Origin of the sequence: Demequina sp., from assembly GCF_024642165.1 — a bacterium.
Taxonomy (GTDB): Bacteria; Actinomycetota; Actinomycetes; order Actinomycetales; family Demequinaceae; genus Demequina.
The window spans coordinates 1-15,203 of record NZ_JAHEBP010000048.1 but is presented as its reverse complement, the minus strand read 5'-3'; the positions used below and the strand labels follow the sequence as shown (position 1 = coordinate 15,203).

At 71.1% G+C, this 15,203-nt stretch carries 16 protein-coding genes; 8 read left to right on the top strand and 8 right to left on the bottom strand.

Annotation, left to right across the window (positions count from 1 at the left end; genetic code table 11):
- The first annotated feature begins 104 nt into the window (after window positions 1-104).
- Both leuA and Q0L54_RS06200 read left to right on the top strand, forming a co-directional pair.
- A complete protein-coding gene (gene leuA / locus Q0L54_RS06205) occupies window positions 105-1,844 on the top strand; it encodes a 2-isopropylmalate synthase (RefSeq protein ID WP_296666283.1) in 1,740 nt (579 codons plus the stop codon).
- A complete protein-coding gene (locus Q0L54_RS06200; protein WP_296666281.1) occupies window positions 1,841-2,362 on the top strand; it encodes a hypothetical protein in 522 nt (173 codons plus the stop codon). Before leuA ends, Q0L54_RS06200 begins: the two co-directional genes overlap by 4 nt.
- 81 nt (window positions 2,363-2,443) lie before the next feature.
- On the opposite strand, the gene Q0L54_RS06195 is transcribed toward Q0L54_RS06200, so the two are convergent.
- On the bottom strand, window positions 2,444-3,184 hold the full coding sequence (locus tag Q0L54_RS06195) for a DUF4386 domain-containing protein (RefSeq protein WP_296666280.1): 741 nt from the start codon (window positions 3,182-3,184) through the stop codon (window positions 2,444-2,446).
- A 26-nt stretch (window positions 3,185-3,210) separates the two neighbouring features.
- Window positions 3,211-4,296, bottom strand: a complete 1,086-nt coding sequence (locus Q0L54_RS06190) for an NAD(P)-dependent alcohol dehydrogenase (protein WP_296666278.1) — start codon at window positions 4,294-4,296, stop codon at window positions 3,211-3,213.
- A gap of 112 nt (window positions 4,297-4,408) precedes the next feature.
- Here Q0L54_RS06190 and Q0L54_RS06185 point away from each other — a divergent pair, with 112 nt between their 5' ends.
- From Q0L54_RS06185 to Q0L54_RS06175, 3 genes are read left to right on the top strand one after another with little or no spacing between them, the layout of a single operon-like run.
- Window positions 4,409-5,107, top strand: coding sequence for a TetR/AcrR family transcriptional regulator (locus tag Q0L54_RS06185; RefSeq protein WP_296666276.1), 699 nt, complete (start codon window positions 4,409-4,411; stop codon window positions 5,105-5,107).
- Between the two features lie 26 nt (window positions 5,108-5,133).
- Complete coding sequence (gene recO / locus Q0L54_RS06180; RefSeq protein ID WP_296666275.1) at window positions 5,134-5,874, top strand: DNA repair protein RecO; 741 nt, start codon at window positions 5,134-5,136, stop codon at window positions 5,872-5,874.
- A 21-nt stretch (window positions 5,875-5,895) separates the two neighbouring features.
- Window positions 5,896-6,651 (top strand): isoprenyl transferase, encoded by a 756-nt coding sequence (locus tag Q0L54_RS06175; RefSeq protein WP_296666274.1) that lies wholly within the window; start codon window positions 5,896-5,898, stop codon window positions 6,649-6,651.
- On the opposite strand, the gene Q0L54_RS06170 is transcribed toward Q0L54_RS06175, so the two are convergent.
- Genes Q0L54_RS06170 through Q0L54_RS06150 form a run of 5 tightly spaced genes read right to left on the bottom strand, consistent with a single transcriptional unit; the run spans window position 6,648 to window position 10,110 of the window.
- Window positions 6,648-7,184 (bottom strand): VTT domain-containing protein, encoded by a 537-nt coding sequence (locus Q0L54_RS06170; RefSeq protein WP_296666273.1) that lies wholly within the window; start codon window positions 7,182-7,184, stop codon window positions 6,648-6,650. The genes Q0L54_RS06175 and Q0L54_RS06170 overlap by 4 nt on opposite strands.
- Window positions 7,184-7,585: a Fur family transcriptional regulator gene (locus tag Q0L54_RS06165; protein WP_296666271.1), complete on the bottom strand. Its 402-nt coding sequence runs from the start codon at window positions 7,583-7,585 to the stop codon at window positions 7,184-7,186. Before Q0L54_RS06165 ends, Q0L54_RS06170 begins: the two co-directional genes overlap by 1 nt.
- Window positions 7,582-8,421: a metal ABC transporter permease gene (locus tag Q0L54_RS06160; RefSeq protein WP_296666270.1), complete on the bottom strand. Its 840-nt coding sequence runs from the start codon at window positions 8,419-8,421 to the stop codon at window positions 7,582-7,584. Before Q0L54_RS06160 ends, Q0L54_RS06165 begins: the two co-directional genes overlap by 4 nt.
- A complete protein-coding gene (locus Q0L54_RS06155; protein WP_296666268.1) occupies window positions 8,418-9,203 on the bottom strand; it encodes an ATP-binding cassette domain-containing protein in 786 nt (261 codons plus the stop codon). The genes Q0L54_RS06160 and Q0L54_RS06155 overlap by 4 nt, the downstream gene beginning before the upstream one ends.
- Window positions 9,196-10,110, bottom strand: a complete 915-nt coding sequence (locus Q0L54_RS06150; protein WP_296666266.1) for a metal ABC transporter substrate-binding protein — start codon at window positions 10,108-10,110, stop codon at window positions 9,196-9,198. The genes Q0L54_RS06155 and Q0L54_RS06150 overlap by 8 nt, the downstream gene beginning before the upstream one ends.
- A 149-nt stretch (window positions 10,111-10,259) precedes the next feature.
- On the opposite strand from Q0L54_RS06150, the gene Q0L54_RS06145 reads away from it, so the two are divergent.
- Entirely contained in the window at window positions 10,260-11,645 is a 1,386-nt protein-coding gene (locus Q0L54_RS06145) for a glycine--tRNA ligase (RefSeq protein ID WP_296666265.1), read from the top strand.
- A 295-nt stretch (window positions 11,646-11,940) separates the two neighbouring features.
- Entirely contained in the window at window positions 11,941-13,104 is a 1,164-nt protein-coding gene (gene dusB / locus Q0L54_RS06140; protein WP_296666264.1) for a tRNA dihydrouridine synthase DusB, read from the top strand.
- 16 nt (window positions 13,105-13,120) lie between these two features.
- On the opposite strand, the gene Q0L54_RS06135 is transcribed toward dusB, so the two are convergent.
- Entirely contained in the window at window positions 13,121-13,684 is a 564-nt protein-coding gene (locus Q0L54_RS06135; protein WP_296666285.1) for a dihydrofolate reductase family protein, read from the bottom strand.
- A gap of 90 nt (window positions 13,685-13,774) precedes the next feature.
- Here Q0L54_RS06135 and Q0L54_RS06130 point away from each other — a divergent pair, with 90 nt between their 5' ends.
- Window positions 13,775-15,052 carry a deoxyguanosinetriphosphate triphosphohydrolase gene (locus tag Q0L54_RS06130; protein ID WP_296666263.1) on the top strand — a complete coding sequence of 426 codons (1,278 nt, stop codon included), beginning with the start codon at window positions 13,775-13,777 and terminating at the stop codon, window positions 15,050-15,052.
- Window positions 15,053-15,203: the final 151 nt, after the last annotated feature.

Sequence of the window (15,203 nt, the reverse complement as noted above, 5' to 3'; positions counted from 1 at the left end):
CAGCCTGCTCCTTCGTCGCCGCGACGAGGCCTGATCCAGGCCGGATCCTCGTCGCGGCGGTTGCTGTGCCGGCCCACCAGCGACAAGCAGCAGAAGGACACCCCATGAGCCACTACACCGGCGGCGATCAGCAGCCCACCCGCATGCCCATCAGCAAGTACCTCCCGTTCCACGAGCAGATCCAGGTGGATCTGCCGGATCGCACCTGGCCCGCGACCCGGATCACCGCGGCCCCGCGCTGGTGCGCCGTCGACCTGCGTGACGGCAATCAGGCCCTCATCGAGCCCATGAACTCGGAGCGCAAGATGCGCATGTTCGAGTTGCTGGTGCGGATGGGCTACAAGGAGATCGAGGTGGGCTTCCCGAGCGCGAGCCAGACCGACTTCGACTTCGTCCGCGCCCTCATCGAGGAGGACCGGATCCCGGAGGACGTCACCATCCAGGTGCTGACGCAGGCGCGTGAGCACCTCATCGAACGCACCTACGAGTCGCTGCGCGGCGCCAAGCAGGCGATCGTGCACCTGTACAACTCGACGTCGATCCTCCAGCGCGAGGTGGTGTTCCGCGCGGACGAGGATCAGATCCTCGACATCGCCACGCACGGCGCGATGCTGTGCCAGAAGTTCGAGGAGACCATCCCCGAGACGCGGGTGTTCTACGAGTACAGCCCCGAGTCCTACACGGGCACGGAGCTCGCGTACGCGGTGCGGGTGTGCAACGCGGTCCTCGACGTGTGGAAGCCCACCCCGGACCGGCAGGTCATCATCAACCTCCCCGCCACCGTCGAGATGGCGACGCCCAATGTCTACGCGGACTCGATCGAGTGGATGAGCAGGAACCTGGACTACCGCGACTCCGTGGTGCTGAGTCTTCACCCGCACAACGACCGCGGGACCGCGATCGCCGCCGCCGAGCTGGGCTACATGGCGGGTGCCGACCGCATCGAGGGCTGCCTGTTCGGCAACGGCGAGCGCACCGGCAACGTCGACCTGGTCACGCTCGCGATGAACCTCTTCAGCCAAGGCATCGACCCCCAGATCGACCTGTCTGACATCGACGGGATCCGTCGCACCGTCGAGTACTGCAACCAGCTCGACGTGCACCCGCGACACCCCTGGGGCGGCGACCTGGTCTTCACGGCGTTCTCCGGCTCGCATCAGGACGCGATCAAGAAGGGCCTCGAGGCGATGGAGGCCAAGGCCGAGCGCCAGGGCGTGGGCGTCGACGACCTGGTGTGGGCGGTCCCGTACCTGCCCATCGACCCCAAGGACGTGGGCCGGTCCTACGAGGCCGTGATCCGGGTCAACTCCCAGTCCGGCAAGGGCGGCGTCGCGTACCTGCTCAAGACGGAGCGCAACCTCGACCTTCCGCGCCGGCTCCAGATCGAGTTCTCGCGCGTGGTTCAGCGCGAGGCCGATGCGACCGGCGCCGAGATGACCGCGGAGCGGCTGTGGCAGATCTTCGAGGACGAGTACCTGCCGGCACCCGATCCGGAGCGCAAGTGGGGCAGGTTCTCCCTGGTAGGCACCCGCGCCACATCATCCGATGTGGGCCCGGACACGCTCGCCGCGGACATCTCTGACGCGGGCGTGGCGGTGACGGTCGAGGGGTCCGGCAACGGGCCGGTGGCGGCCTTCGTCGCCGCGCTCGGCACGCGTGGCGTCCGGGTGGACGTGCTCGACTACCACGAGCACGCCATGACCGGGGGCGGCGACGCGACGGCCGCGGCCTACGTCGAGTGCCAGATCGGCGACGAGATCTTCTGGGGAGTGGGCATCGATCCGTCGATCACCACGGCCACGCTCAAGGCGATCATCTCGGCCGTCAACCGCGAGGGTCGATGAGGCTCCGTGCCTCGCTCGCGCTGGGAGGGATCCTCGCGTCGGCGGTGCTGCTGACCGCCTGCACGTCGATACCCGAGGTCGACCTGCCGGACCTGGCTGCGCTGGGGCTCGATCCGGTGAGCTGCGAGGACACAGTCCAGATGGCGGGCATCGCCGCGGAGGGCGCCGAGTCCCAGCTCGAGTGCTGGGCGGGCTCGCCCGAGTCCGGCTACATCGTCACCGCCGAGTCGATCCTCGCGCTGCTGGTGGACTCGACCGGCGGCGACGACGTGTCCGAGGCCTTGTGCTGGGAGGACACCCTCACCGACACGGAGGGCAGCGCCTGCCGCGCGGTCCTGGTGGGCAGCACCGAGGATGGCGCGGTGGTGTCCGCGGTGGTAGCGCTCGAGGACCCGTCGGCCGTGACCGGCGACCTGGGCGACGCTCCGTCGGACGATGAGGTCGCGGCCGCGATCTCCGGCGCTGACATCGAAGTATTGGTGTTCAGCGAGCCCGCGCGGCTCGAGACCCAGCAGTAGCGCCGGTCCCCGAGCGCGCGAATCGCCCCCGCCGCGGGCATCGGGACGATGCGCGACGGGGGCGACCGGGTCGCCGCAGGCTCAGGCCGCGACGGTGGCTCGCGCCTGGCCGGGGAGGGCCGCCACGGCGCGCGGAGCGCGCGCGAGGAGCCAGCCGGTGAACCAGAGCTCGGCGACGATCGAGGGGATGGCCACCATCGCGAGGAAGGCATCCGCGTAGGACGCGTAGTCCGCCATCAGCAGGTGCGCGAAGGTGTCGACGATGTACGCGACGCCGGCGACGCCCAGCACGATGCCCAGCGCACGGGGGGCGAGGCGGGACGCGACCAGGATGCGTCCGATCGCGATGAGGTGGAGTCCGAAGGCGGCCAGCGCGATCAGCCATGCGACGTCGAACGCCTCCATCGCGAGTCCGGTCCACGCCTCCCTCTGCCCGTCGTCGAGACCGCTCAGGGTGTCGCCACCGGTCGCGAGCGTCAGCGCGAGAACCATGAACGTGATGGCCGGGAGGAAGGCGATGGTGTACGCGAGACGGAACCAAGCCGCGAGCAGCGACCGGCGCTCGCCCGTCGCGCGGAGCGTGACGTGGAGCGCCCAAGCGATGGCGATGTCGATCAGCGCGATCGCCACGAAGGCGCCGATCCCGAAGCGGAAGATCGTCTCGTTCTCGGCGATGTTGCTCATGGTCGCGGCGGCGTCGTCCGGCACCACCAGGCGGTTGCGGACGGCGAAGTTGGCGCCGATGGCCAGCACGACGATCGCGATGTAGCCGAGGCCGGCCCAGCGGGCGGCGGCGGCGGGCGTGAGGGCGTTGCGGTTCATGATGGGGTCTCCTGTCGAGCCGTGGGTCAGCGGTCGCCGCGGACCGTGATCGCGGCCTTCCCGGCGATGCGGCCGGCGGCGAGGTCGGTGATCGCCTGCGCGGCGTCCTCGAGCGGGTAGGTGCGGGTGAGCGCGGGCCGGACGTCGCCGGCGACGATGTGCGCGGTCAGTCGCTCCAGGGCGTCCAGGGTGGTGGTCGACAGGATGCCGACGAGGTTCTGGCGGGTGAAGCGGTTCAGCAGGCCCGCGGCGAGTGACCGGCCGGCGCCGCCGGCGATGATTCCGCCGCCCTCGCCGCCGACGATGACCAGCGTCCCGGTGGGTGCGAGGATCCGGCGCAGCTTCCGCAGCGGCGTGAGGCCGCCCGCGACGATGATCACGTCGTACGGTGTCGACTCCTCGGTGACATCGGCGGTGGCGTGGTCCACCACGCGCTCCGCGCCCAGCGAGAGGACCAGCTCCGACTTCGCGGCGCTCGCGACTCCCACGACCGTGGCGCCCGCGGCGTGAGCGAGCTGAACGGCGTAGGAGCCCACGCCGCCCGAGGCGCCGAAGACGAGCACGCGGTCGCCTGCGCTCACCTTCGCCACATCCTCGACCGCGCGCATCGCGGCGATGCCCGAGATGGCGGTCGCGGCGGCCTCGGCGAAGCTGAGGGCCTTGGGGCTGGCGACCAGCTGGTCCTCGGACGCGAGCGCGAACTCGGCGTAGGCGCCCACGGCGTTGCCCAGCACGGTGTCGCCCGCGGCGAAGCGAGTCACGCCCGCGCCGATGCCCACGACCACGCCGGCGACGTCCGAGCCCTGGATGGGCTGACGCGGACGGCGCAGGCCGAAGCCGAAGGCGCGCACGGCGAGCGGGCGGCCCGTCGCGAGGTGCCAGACACCGCGGTCGACGCCCGCGGCGCGGACCTCGAGCAGCACCTGGCCGGGGCCGGGGGTGGGGACGGGGACGTCCTCGACGCGCATGGCGTCGGGCTCGGCGTAGGTCCGTTGGACGGCGGCGCGCATGGTGGCGACGCTCTCGGTGGTGGACGGGGCCGCGCTCGCGGCGGCGGCGATGGTGGCGGCCGAGGCTGCTGCTGCGGCCTGGGCGGTGGTGCTGGCGGTCATGGTGTTTCCTCCCCTGTTGTGTTGCTTTCGTACTTAGTACGACTGCTACGATGAACCGTAGACGTACTTAGTACGACTGTCAAGCGCTGAGAGGCGAGAACGGTGGAGAAACATGTCTGACCAGGAGGGACGCAGGCCCAAGCTTTCACGCCAGCGGGTCATCGAGGCCGCGCTGGAGCTTGCCGACCGCGACGGGATCGAGGCGCTCACGATTCGCGCGCTCGCGGACCGCCTGGGAACGCGGCCGATGTCGATCTACCATTACGTCGACGGCAAGGACGCGGTGCTCGACGGCTTGGTCGAGCATGTCTTCGCCGAGATGGAGGCGCCCGCCGCAGACCTCGACTGGCGCGAGGCGATCCGCAGGCGATGCCACTCGGCGCGTGCGGTGCTGGTGCGTCATCCCTGGTCCGTGCCGCTGCTCGAGTCGAGGAGGTCGCCGGGGCCCGAGCTGCTCCGGCATCACGAGGCGATGCTGGCCGCGCTCGCACGCGGAGGGCTGCCGCTGCCGCTGATGGCGCACGCGTACGCGGTCCTCGACAGCTTCGTCTACGGGTTCGCCATCGAGGAGGCGAGCCTCCCGGCGCAGGGAGGGGAGGGGATGGCGGAGGTGGCCCAGGAGATCGCCGCCGCATTCCAGTCGGGCGAGTATCCCCACCTGGTGCGCCTGACGTCCGAGCACGTCATGCGGCCCGGCTACTCCTTTGGTGCGTCGTTCGAGGTGGGCCTCGAGATGTTGCTGGCGGGGTTTGCGGCGGCCGCGTCCTCCCCAGAATGGGCCAACCCGCCGGAGGTCGCCGTCCCGGGCTGACGGCCCGCGAGAGGGAGAATGGTCCGGTGCCCCTGTACCGCGACGACGCCATCGTGCTGCGCACCCACAAGTTGGGCGAGGCGGACCGCATCATCACCATGCTCACGCGCCACCACGGGAAGGTGCGCGCGGTGGCCAAGGGTGTACGCCGTACCTCGAGCCGGCTCGGCTCGCGGGTCGAGCCGTTCATGCTGATCGACGTGCAGCTCTACGAGGGGCGCAACCTCGACGTGGTCAGCCAGGTCGAGACCCGCGAGCCCTACGCGCGTCACCTCGCCGGTGACTATGGGCTCTTCACCGCCGCGACCGCGATGGTGGAGACCGCCGACAAGCTGGTGGATCATGAGAAGGAGCCGGCGCCGCAGCAGTACCGACTGCTCCACGGCGCGCTCGGCTCGCTCAGTCGGCGCGACCACGAACCCGGCATGCTGCTCGATTCCTTCCTGCTGCGGTCGCTCGCGATCGCCGGATATGCGCCCAGCTTCGACGACTGTGCCTCGTGCGGGCGGCCCGGGCCGCATCGTGCCTTCGCCGTCGGGGGCGGCGGAGCGGTGTGCGAGGACTGCCGCCCGTCGGGCTCCGCGGCGCCCGCGGCGGAGACGATGCGCCTGCTGGCCGCCCTGCTGGAGGGGGACTGGGGCGTCGCCGACGCGTCGCTGCCCCGGCATCGTCGCGAGGCCGCCGGGCTCACCGCCGCCTACTCGCAGTTCCACCTCGAACGCAAGATCCGCAGCCTGCCACTGGTCGACAGGGATGCCGCCGGCTGAGCGGCCCGCTAGGGTCGAGCCGTGACCCAGAAGCCTCCCGCGCACCCCTCCGGCGCGACGCCGCCCGACCTGCCGCGTGAGGCCGTGCCGCGCCACGTCGCCGTGGTGATGGATGGCAACGGGCGATGGGCGAAGGAGCGCGGGCTGCCCCGCACGGCCGGTCACGAGCGCGGCGAGGCCGCGCTGCTCGACGTGGTCGCGGGCGCGATCGAGTGCGGGGTGGGCCACATCTCCGCCTACGCGTTCAGCACCGAGAACTGGAAGCGCAGTCCGGAGGAGGTGCGCTTCCTCATGGGCTTCAATCGCGACGTGATCCGCCGGCGCCGCGACGAGATGCACGAGTGGGGCGTGCGGGTGCGCTGGGCCGGCCGGCGCCCACGCCTGTGGAAGTCCGTGATCACGGAGCTGGAGCGGGCGGAGGAGCTGACCCGGGACAACACCGTGCTCACGCTGACCATGTGCGTGAACTACGGAGGACGCGCCGAGATCGCCGACGCCGCGCGAGCCATCGCGCTCCGCGTCGCCGCGGGCGAGATCGACCCCGCGAAGGTCGACGAGCGCATGCTGGCCCGATACCTCGACGAGCCGGATATGCCCGACGTGGACCTGTTCTGGCGCTCCAGCGGCGAGCAGCGCAGTTCGAACTTCCTGCCGTGGCAGGCCGCATACGCGGAGTACGTCTTCAGCGACGTGCTCTGGCCCGAGGTGAACCGCACGCACCTGTGGGCCGCCGTCGACGAGTACGCGCGGCGCAATCGAAGGTTCGGCGCCGCCTAAGACGCGTAGGGCGACGAGGCGTCGGCGGGCTCGGCCGGCCGGCGGCGACGCCTCCACCGGTTGAGGAGGAACACGACGCCCACGAGCGCCACGAGGGCGGCGGCCAGCAGCCACGGTGAGCGCAGCCACGCCTCCCACAGCGACAGCCCGATCGCCGTGTACACCGTGGCCCATGCCAGGCAGCCGGGAATCATCGCGAGCGTGTAAAGGTCCCAGCGCATGCGCGTGTAGCCCGCGGTGGCGTTGACCATCGTCTGGAAGCCGATCGTCAGGAACGACACCGGGATGCCCAGGTAGCCCCACTTCTCCAGGAACTCACGCGCGCGCTCCATGCCCGGGCCGGAGAACCGCCGCGCAAGCCGCGCTCGCGAGCCCTCGTGAGCCTCGGCGCGGTCGGCCATCGCATCGGCCCCCGTGCGCGCCCATCGCGCCACCCAGTACGTGGCCTGCGTGCGCACGAACACCACGCCGCACAGGAAGGCGAAGAGCCCCCACCACGGCCCGTCGGACACGAAGCCCGGGACGCCCGCCATCAGCGCTCGCCGCGGGCCGCGCAGTCGGGGCAGACGCCGGTGAGCTCGATCGTGTGCTGGATGTCCGCGTAACCGTGGTCCCTCACCAGGCCGGCCACGAAGTCCTCGAAGAACGGCACCGCGATCTCGACGGCGCGGCCGCAGACGCGGCACCGGAGGTGGTGGTGGTGCTCCTCGCGCGCCTGGCACCGTCGGTAGAGCATCTCGCCGCCGTCGTTCACGACGGCGTCGACGTCCCCGGTCTCGACCAGGGCCTGGAGCGCACGGTAGACGGTCGCGAGGCCCACACTCGATCCATCGGCCCGCAGGCGCTCGTGCCAGGCCTGCGCCGAGCGGAACTCGCCTTCCTCGAGCGCGGCCAGGATCGCCGTGCGCTGCTTGGTCTTACGGGTGGCCGTCATCGGCGTGCTCCCCTTGATCGTCTGAGCGAGGCCATCGCGCTCACCGCGATGTACGCGGCCACCCCGAGCACCACGATCAGCGCTCCCGGCTGCAGGTCGTAGTACAACGTGATCGAGATTCCCGCGACGGTGATCGCACCGCCGACCGCCATGGCGATGAGCATGGTGCGATTGAACGAGTGAGTGGTGAGCTGAGCGATGGCGACGGGCAGGATCATCAGCGCCGAGACGAGCAGCACGCCCACCACCCGCATGGCGACGGTGATGGTGACGGCGGCGAGGATCGCGACCACGATGTTGAGCATGCCCACGGGCAGGCCGGTCGAGCGGGCGAACTCCTGGTCGTGGGTGACCGCGAACAGCGAGCGGCGCAGCCCGATTCCGACGCCGATGATGAGGGCCGCCAATGCCACCGTGAGCCAGACGTCGGTCCACGAGACGGTGGAGATCGAGCCGAAGAGATAGCCGAGCAGGTTGGCGTTTGACCCCCCGGCCGCGCCGATCAGCAGCACGCCGGTGGCGATGCCTCCATAGAACAGGATCGCCATGCCCACGTCCGCGGCGGAGCCGTGCGATCGCATGCGTTCGACGATCACCGCGCCGCCGATGGCGAAGATCACGGCGCCGGGGATGGCGAGCGCGTCGCGCTCGGCGAGCCCCGCGGCCGAGCCGGCGAGCCAGCCGGCGGCGACGCCCGCCAGCGCGACGTGGCCGATGCCGTCGCCCATGAGGGCCATGCGCCGCTGCACCAGGTAGGTGCCGACGATGGGTGCCGTGACGCCGACGAGCAGGCCGACCAGCAGCATCCGCTGCACCAGGGGGTCCGTGAGGATCATGTAGGCACCCCCATGTCGATCGGGCCGGCCGTGGGTGCGGGGGGATCCTCGTGTGCGTGGAGGTGGTCGTGCCCCGGCAGCGCGTGCGTGCCGAGTGCGGCGGGCGGCTCGCCCACGTGCGTCACGTAGCCGTCCTCGAGCACCACGGCACGGTCGATGAGGGGCGCCAAGGCTCCGAGCTCGTGGAGCACGATGACGATCGCGCCTCCGCGGGCCTTGCGCTCCTCGAGCGCATGCGCCAGCGCCTCCTGTGACGGGACGTCCACGCCGGACATGGGCTCGTCCAGGATCAGCAGGTCGGGATCGCGCACGAGCGCCCGCGCGATCAGCACCCGCTGCTGCTGACCTCCGGAGAGGGTGGCCACGTTGCGGTGCGCCAGCCACCCGATACCCAGATCGGACAGGGCGGCGACGGCGCGCTGCTTCGCGCGTCGGGGCGCGAGCAGCCGGCCACGCCCGAGCAGTCCGGACACCACCACCTCGCGCGCGTCGGCCGCCACGCCCGCTGCCGCCGTCACGCGCTGGGGGACGTAGCCGATCCGGTCGTAGGCGGCCGCGTCGCGCTCGCCGCCGAACACCCGGATCTCTCCCGCCGACGTGGGCAGGGCGCCCACCAGGGCCCGTACGAGCGTCGACTTGCCGGACCCGTTGCCACCCATGACGGCAACCGCCTCGCCGGCGCGGACCGTAAGGCCCACTCCGTGGAGGATCTCGTTGCCGCCGAGCACGACGCGGACACCGCTGGCGACCAGCGGAGTCCGGGTGTCGGGAGCATCAGCCACAGGCGAGGGCGCTCCTGATCTGGTCGAGGTTGCGATTCATCACCGCAGCGTAGTCGTCGTCGCCGGTCACGGTCTCGATCGGGCTGAGCACCGCGGTGGCGACTCCGACGTCGCTGGCGAGGGCGTCGGCGACGCGTGCGGAGACCTCGTTCTCGGTGAAGATGACGGTCGCGCCGGATTCCGCAACCAGCTGCTTGATCTCGAGGAGCCGGGCGGGGGAGGGCTCGGCGTCCGGGTTGATCCCGGCGAATCCCTCCTGATGGATCCCGTAGCGCTCCGTGAGGTACCCGAACGCCTCGTGCGCCACGAAGATCGTGTCCCGCTCGCAGCTCGCGAGGCCGGCGGCGTAGGCCTCATCGATGCCGGTCAGTGTCTGTTCCAGGGCGGCGGCGTTGGCGGCATAGTCCGCGGCGCGGTCGGGGTCGATCACGCCCAGCCGGTCCGCGACCTGCCGGCCGTACTCGGCCAGCAGCGTCGGGTCGAGCCAGAAGTGCGGGTCGTTCTCGCCGTGGTCGTGACCGTCGTCCGCGGCCTCGCCGGCTCCACCGTGCTCGTCGACGATCGCGTGGGCGTCGAGGGTCTCCACGCCGGTGCTCGACACCGCGTCGTCCACGGCCGGCTGGAACTCGGACAGGTAGAGCAGCAGGTCCGCACCCTGGACGTCCCGCACCGCCGAGGGGGAGAGCTCGAGATCGTGGGCCTCGAGGCCGGGCTGCGCGAGAGCGATCACGGTGGCCTCGCCGCCCGCCACGGCGCGTGCGACATACTCAAGGGGATAGAAGGCCGCCGCGACCGTGGGGCCTTCCGCCCCGGCCGAGCCGTCGGCCGCAGAGCCTCCGGGCGCGCACGCCGCGAGGGAGAGGGCCGCCGCCGTGGCCGCGGCGGTGGCGATAAGGCTCTGTCGCATGCGACCATCATAACGGTACTGATAATCATTGTCGATAAGGACCAAGGTCCCAGGTCCCGACCCCGGCAGCCGCGACCGGCGCATCGTCCCCTCACACCGCCCGGCTAGACTGTTCCGAGCATTCCCGACCCCTCCACAAGGAGCTCTACGTGGCCGACACCAGCCGTCTCGACAACGTCATCTCGCTCGCAAAGCGCCGTGGCTTCGTGTTCCCGTGCGGCGAGATCTACGGAGGCACGCGGTCCGCGTGGGACTACGGGCCGCTGGGCGTCGAGCTCAAGGAGAACATCAAGCGCCAGTGGTGGCGCGCCATGGTGACCAGCCGGGACGACATCGTGGGCCTGGACTCGTCGGTGATCCTGCCGCCGCAGGTGTGGGAGGCGTCGGGACACATCAAGGCGTTCGTGGACCCGCTGGTCGAGTGCCTCAGCTGTCACAAGCGCTACCGCGAGGATCACCTGCTCGAGGAGTTCGAGGAGAAGAAGGGCCGCGCGCCCGAGGGCGGGCTCGCCGAGGTCGCCTGCGTGAATTGCGGCGCTCGCGGCCAGTGGACCGATCCCAAGATGTTCAACGGGCTGTTGCGCACGTACCTGGGAGCCGCCTCCGACGATTCCGGACTGCACTACCTGCGCCCCGAGACCGCACAGGGCATCTTCGTCAACTTCGAGAACGTGATGCGGGCCTCGCGGCAGAAGCCGCCGTTCGGCATCGCCCAGGTGGGCAAGAGCTTCCGCAACGAGATCACGCCGGGCAACTTCATCTTCCGCACCCGCGAGTTCGAGCAGATGGAGATGGAGTTCTTCGTGGTGCCCGGCACGGACGAGGAGTGGCACCAGACCTGGATCGACACCCGGATGGCCTGGTACACGGGCCTGGGGATCTCGGCGGACAACCTGCGGCTGTTCGAGCACCCGCAGGAGAAGCTGTCCCACTACTCGAAGCGCACGGTCGATGTGGAGTACCGCTTCGGCTTCCAGGGCTCGGAGTGGGGGGAGCTCGAGGGCATCGCGAACCGCACCGACTTCGACCTGAGGACGCATTCGGAGCATTCGGGCAAGGACCTCAGCTACCTGGACCCGGCCACGAACGAGCGCTTCATCCCCTACGTGATCGAGCCCGCGGCCGGACTTTCGCGCTCGCTCATGGCCTTCCTGGTCGAGTCCTACACCGAGGAGGAGGTCGCCACCGCCAAGGGCGGCACGGAGACCCGCACCATCCTGCGGCTCGACCATCGGCTCGCGCCCGTCAAGGCGGCCGTCCTGCCGCTGTCGAAGTCGGCGGACCTGGTGCCCACCGCGGAGAGGCTCGCCACCGAGCTGCGCGGCGCGTGGAACATCGACGTCGACGTGACCCAGTCCATCGGCAAGCGGTATCGCCGCCAGGACGAGGTGGGCACGCCGTACTGCATCACCGTCGACTTCGACACGCTCGACGATCAGGCAGTCACCGTGCGCGATCGCGACACCATGCAGCAAGAGCGGGTCTCGCTGTCTCAGGTGCAGGGCTACCTGGCGCAGCGCCTCGTGGGAGCCTGACCGCGGATTTCCACCGAAATGTCCGTTTTCTCTTGACTTGGCCAAGGTCGCGGCAGCACTCTTGTGGTGGCGGGCATTCGAGGACGTGAAAGCGTCCTCCGGGGGGCTAGGTTGAGTGTCACCGTCCCCTCCATGCACGTTGCGGCTGCGCGATGCTTCGCTGCGCCGTAGCGCCTCGCGCCCGGGCTTTCCCTCAGCGGCCCGGGCGTGAGTGCGCCCTCGTGCGGTCGCCCGGCGGGGCCCCGCCCGATCGGGGGTCGTCGAGCGGGTGTCTGCGCCTGAGACAATGGACGCCATGACCACCGCGACCCGCATCCTGCCGCCGCTGCGGATCGGTCCCCTCGAGGTCGACACCCCCGTGGTGCTCGCGCCGATGGCCGGCATCACCAACGCCGCGTTCCGGCGCCTGTGCCGCGAGCACGGCGGTGGTCTCTACGTCGCCGAGATGGTCACGTCGCGCGCTCTCGTCGAACGCACCCCCGAGTCGATGCGCATCATCGCGCACGACCCGGACGAGACCCCGCGTTCCGTACAGGTCTACGGGGTCGATCCGGCCACCATCGCGGCCGCCGTGCGCATGATCTGCGAGGAGGACCGCGCCGACCACGTCGACATGAACTTCGGCTGTCCCGTGCCCAAGGTGACGCGCAGGGGCGGGGGAGCGGTGCTGCCATGGAAGCGAGACCTGTTCCGTGACATCGTGCGCGCGGCGGTGCGGGAGGCGTCGCGTTTCGACATCCCCGTGACCGTCAAGATGCGCAAGGGCGTCGACGACGACCACCTCACCTACCTCGACGCCGGACTCACGGCCGAGCGCGAGGGCGCCGCGGCCGTCGCGCTGCACGCGCGCACTGCCGCCGACTACTACTCCGGAACGGCTGACTGGGACGCGATCGCGCGGCTCAAGGAGGCGGTGACCACGGTGCCCGTGCTCGGCAACGGCGACATCTGGCAGGCGGAGGACGCGATCCGCATGGTCGAGGCGACCGGGTGCGACGGCGTGGTCGTGGGCCGGGGCTGCATGGGGCGCCCGTGGCTGTTCGCGGACCTGCAGGCGGCCTTCGAGGCGCGGCCCGAGCGCACCCGCCCCGGACTGCGCATGGTCGCCGAGACCATCTACCGCCACGGTGAGCTCATGGTGGGCCACTTCGGCGACGACGAGGGCAAGGCCATGCGCGAGATCCGCAAGCATGTCGCCTGGTACTTCAAGGGTTATCCGGTGGGCGGCGACGTCCGGCGGGCGCTCGCGCTGGTCGACACCCTGGAGCAGCTGCGCGCACTGCTGGACTCGCTCGACCTCGACTCGCCGTACCCCGGGGAGGCCGCCGAGGGCGCCCGGGGTCGCCAGGGCTCGCCCAAGACGCCATCGTGCCCCGACGGCTGGCTCGACTCCCAGGACATCACCCCGGACCTCGAGTTGCGCCTGCGCGAGGCGGAACTCAGCGTCTCGGGGGGCTGACGGCGGCGGCGCGCCCTCAGCCGCGCCCGCACGCCAGGTGCACCTGGACCAGCCCGCCCCCGTACCGCGCCACCCGCTCCACGGTCAGGTCCGCCGCGTGCGGCATGCCGGCGAACAGGGGCACCCCGCTGCCCAACACCGTGGGCACGACGGTGACGATGAGGTGTTCGAGCGCGCCCCCGGCGAGCGCGGTGCGCACCATCGTCCCGCCGTCGACGTAGACGTCGCGATCGCCGGCGAGCTCACGTGCCCGCGCCACCAACTCCGCGATGGACCCGCCCGCGCCGATCACGCCCTCGCGTGCGTCGCGAAGCCCCCGGTGTGTCGCGACCACCATCGGGATGTCGCCGTACGGCCAGTCGTCGAACCCCGCCACAACGTCGTAGGTGCGGCGGCCCATGAGGATGCAGCCCACCCCGGCGAGGAAGTCGCCGAATTCCATCCCCTGCGACGGCGACGCCGCCCACGCGCCGGTCGCGAACGGCACGCCGGAGGCCCGCGCCGGCTCGAGCCAGGACAGGTCGTCATCGGCCCCCGCGATGAACCCGTCGAGCGACATCGCGAGGTAGGCGCGCACCATTCCCACCGCCCCACGCTAACGCGCGACCCGGCGCGGCGTCCCGCCGGGGGACGCTCCCGGCCACCGCATCGTCCCCGCTAGAGTCGAGCCGTGAGCGAACTCCCGGACGGCTACACCGCGGCAGACGTCCAGCGCTACGTGCAGGAGTCGCCCAAGCAGGCCTACCGGACGCCGTTCGAGCGCGACCGCGCGCGGATCGTCCACTCCAGCGCATTGCGCCGGCTGGGCGCGAAGACGCAGATCCTCGGGGCGGGCACAGGGGACTTCGTGCGCACCCGGCTCACCCACACGCTCGAGGTGGCGCAGGTGGGCCGCACGCTGGCCAAGATCCTGGGCTGCGACCCCGACGTGGTCGACGCGGCGTGCCTGGCGCACGATCTGGGCCACCCGCCGTTCGGCCACAACGGGGAGAGGGCGCTCGACGAGGTGTCCCGGGACATCGGCGGCTTCGAGGGCAACGCGCAGACCCTGCGGCTGCTCGTGCGGCTCGAGCCCAAGTCCTTCGATCCGGCGACCGGCGCCAGCGTGGGGCTGAACTTGACGCGCGCCGTGCTGGACGCCTCCTGCAAGTACCCGTGGCGGGAGAACGCGACCCCGACCCGGCCGGACGGCACCCCCACCCGCAAGTTCGGGGTGTACGAGGACGATCTCGACGCGTTCCGGTGGCTGCGCGAGGGCGCGATCGCCCGTCAGCAGAGCTTCGAGGCCCAAGTCATGGACCTGGCCGACGACATCGCCTACTCGGTGCACGACGTCGAGGACTCGGTGGTGCACCGCACCGTGTCGCTGGGCGTGCTGCACGATCCGGGACGCGCGCGCGCCATCGCCGCCCACTCGCGGGACTGGTACGGGCGGGGTGAGCCGGACGCCCTGCTCGCCGCGCTCGACCGCCTCCGCGCGGATCCGTCCTGGATTGACGACTACGACGGGTCGCACCGCGCGCTCGCCGCGCTCAAGGGCATGACCAGCCAGATCATCGGCCGGTTCGTCGGCTCCGTCGCCCGCGCGACGCGCGCCGAGTACGGCGACGGCGCCCTCACGCGCCACCACGCCCAGCTGGTGATCCCGCAGGAGACCGCTGACGAGATCCTCATGCTCAAGGGCATCGCGGTGCACTTCCTCATGGCGCCGCGCGAGCGCAAGCCCGCCTACCGGCAGCAGCGCGAGCGCCTGGCGGACCTGGTGGGCGCGCTGGTCGAGCGCGGCGACCAGGCCCTCGAGCCGCACTTCGCGGCGATGCACCGAGAGGCGGCGGACGATGCGGCGCGCAAGCGGGTGGTGCTCGACCAGGTCGCGTCGCTCACCGACAAGTCGGCGTACGACTGGCACCACCGCTACGTCGCGCGCCGGCGTCCCGCGTCAGGTTAGGGCCTCGCTCAGCGCTGCCGGGCGGCACGCGCGAGCATGCGGTGCTCGGCGACCAGCACGAGCACCACGACGAGGACTCCTGCCGCGAACGCAAGAAGTGGCGCCGCCAGGTCGCCCGTGGGGGCCAGGCGGTTGCCGTCCTCGTCCTGCC

What these genes read in the sequence shown, in the direction of transcription:
- leuA (WP_296666283.1), top strand. Translation starts at nt 105, where the DNA reads ATGAGCCACTACACCGGCGGCGATCAGCAGCCCACCCGCATGCCCATC.
- Q0L54_RS06200 (WP_296666281.1), top strand. Translation starts at nt 1,841, where the DNA reads ATGAGGCTCCGTGCCTCGCTCGCGCTGGGAGGGATCCTCGCGTCGGCG.
- Q0L54_RS06195 (WP_296666280.1), bottom strand. Translation starts at nt 3,184, where the DNA reads ATGAACCGCAACGCCCTCACGCCCGCCGCCGCCGCCCGCTGGGCCGGC.
- Q0L54_RS06190 (WP_296666278.1), bottom strand. Translation starts at nt 4,296, where the DNA reads ATGACCGCCAGCACCACCGCCCAGGCCGCAGCAGCAGCCTCGGCCGCC.
- Q0L54_RS06185 (WP_296666276.1), top strand. Translation starts at nt 4,409, where the DNA reads ATGTCTGACCAGGAGGGACGCAGGCCCAAGCTTTCACGCCAGCGGGTC.
- Q0L54_RS06170 (WP_296666273.1), bottom strand. Translation starts at nt 7,184, where the DNA reads ATGGCGGGCGTCCCGGGCTTCGTGTCCGACGGGCCGTGGTGGGGGCTC.
- Q0L54_RS06165 (WP_296666271.1), bottom strand. Translation starts at nt 7,585, where the DNA reads ATGACGGCCACCCGTAAGACCAAGCAGCGCACGGCGATCCTGGCCGCG.
- Q0L54_RS06160 (WP_296666270.1), bottom strand. Translation starts at nt 8,421, where the DNA reads ATGATCCTCACGGACCCCCTGGTGCAGCGGATGCTGCTGGTCGGCCTG.
- Q0L54_RS06150 (WP_296666266.1), bottom strand. Translation starts at nt 10,110, where the DNA reads ATGCGACAGAGCCTTATCGCCACCGCCGCGGCCACGGCGGCGGCCCTC.
- dusB (WP_296666264.1), top strand. Translation starts at nt 11,941, where the DNA reads ATGACCACCGCGACCCGCATCCTGCCGCCGCTGCGGATCGGTCCCCTC.
- Q0L54_RS06135 (WP_296666285.1), bottom strand. Translation starts at nt 13,684, where the DNA reads ATGGTGCGCGCCTACCTCGCGATGTCGCTCGACGGGTTCATCGCGGGG.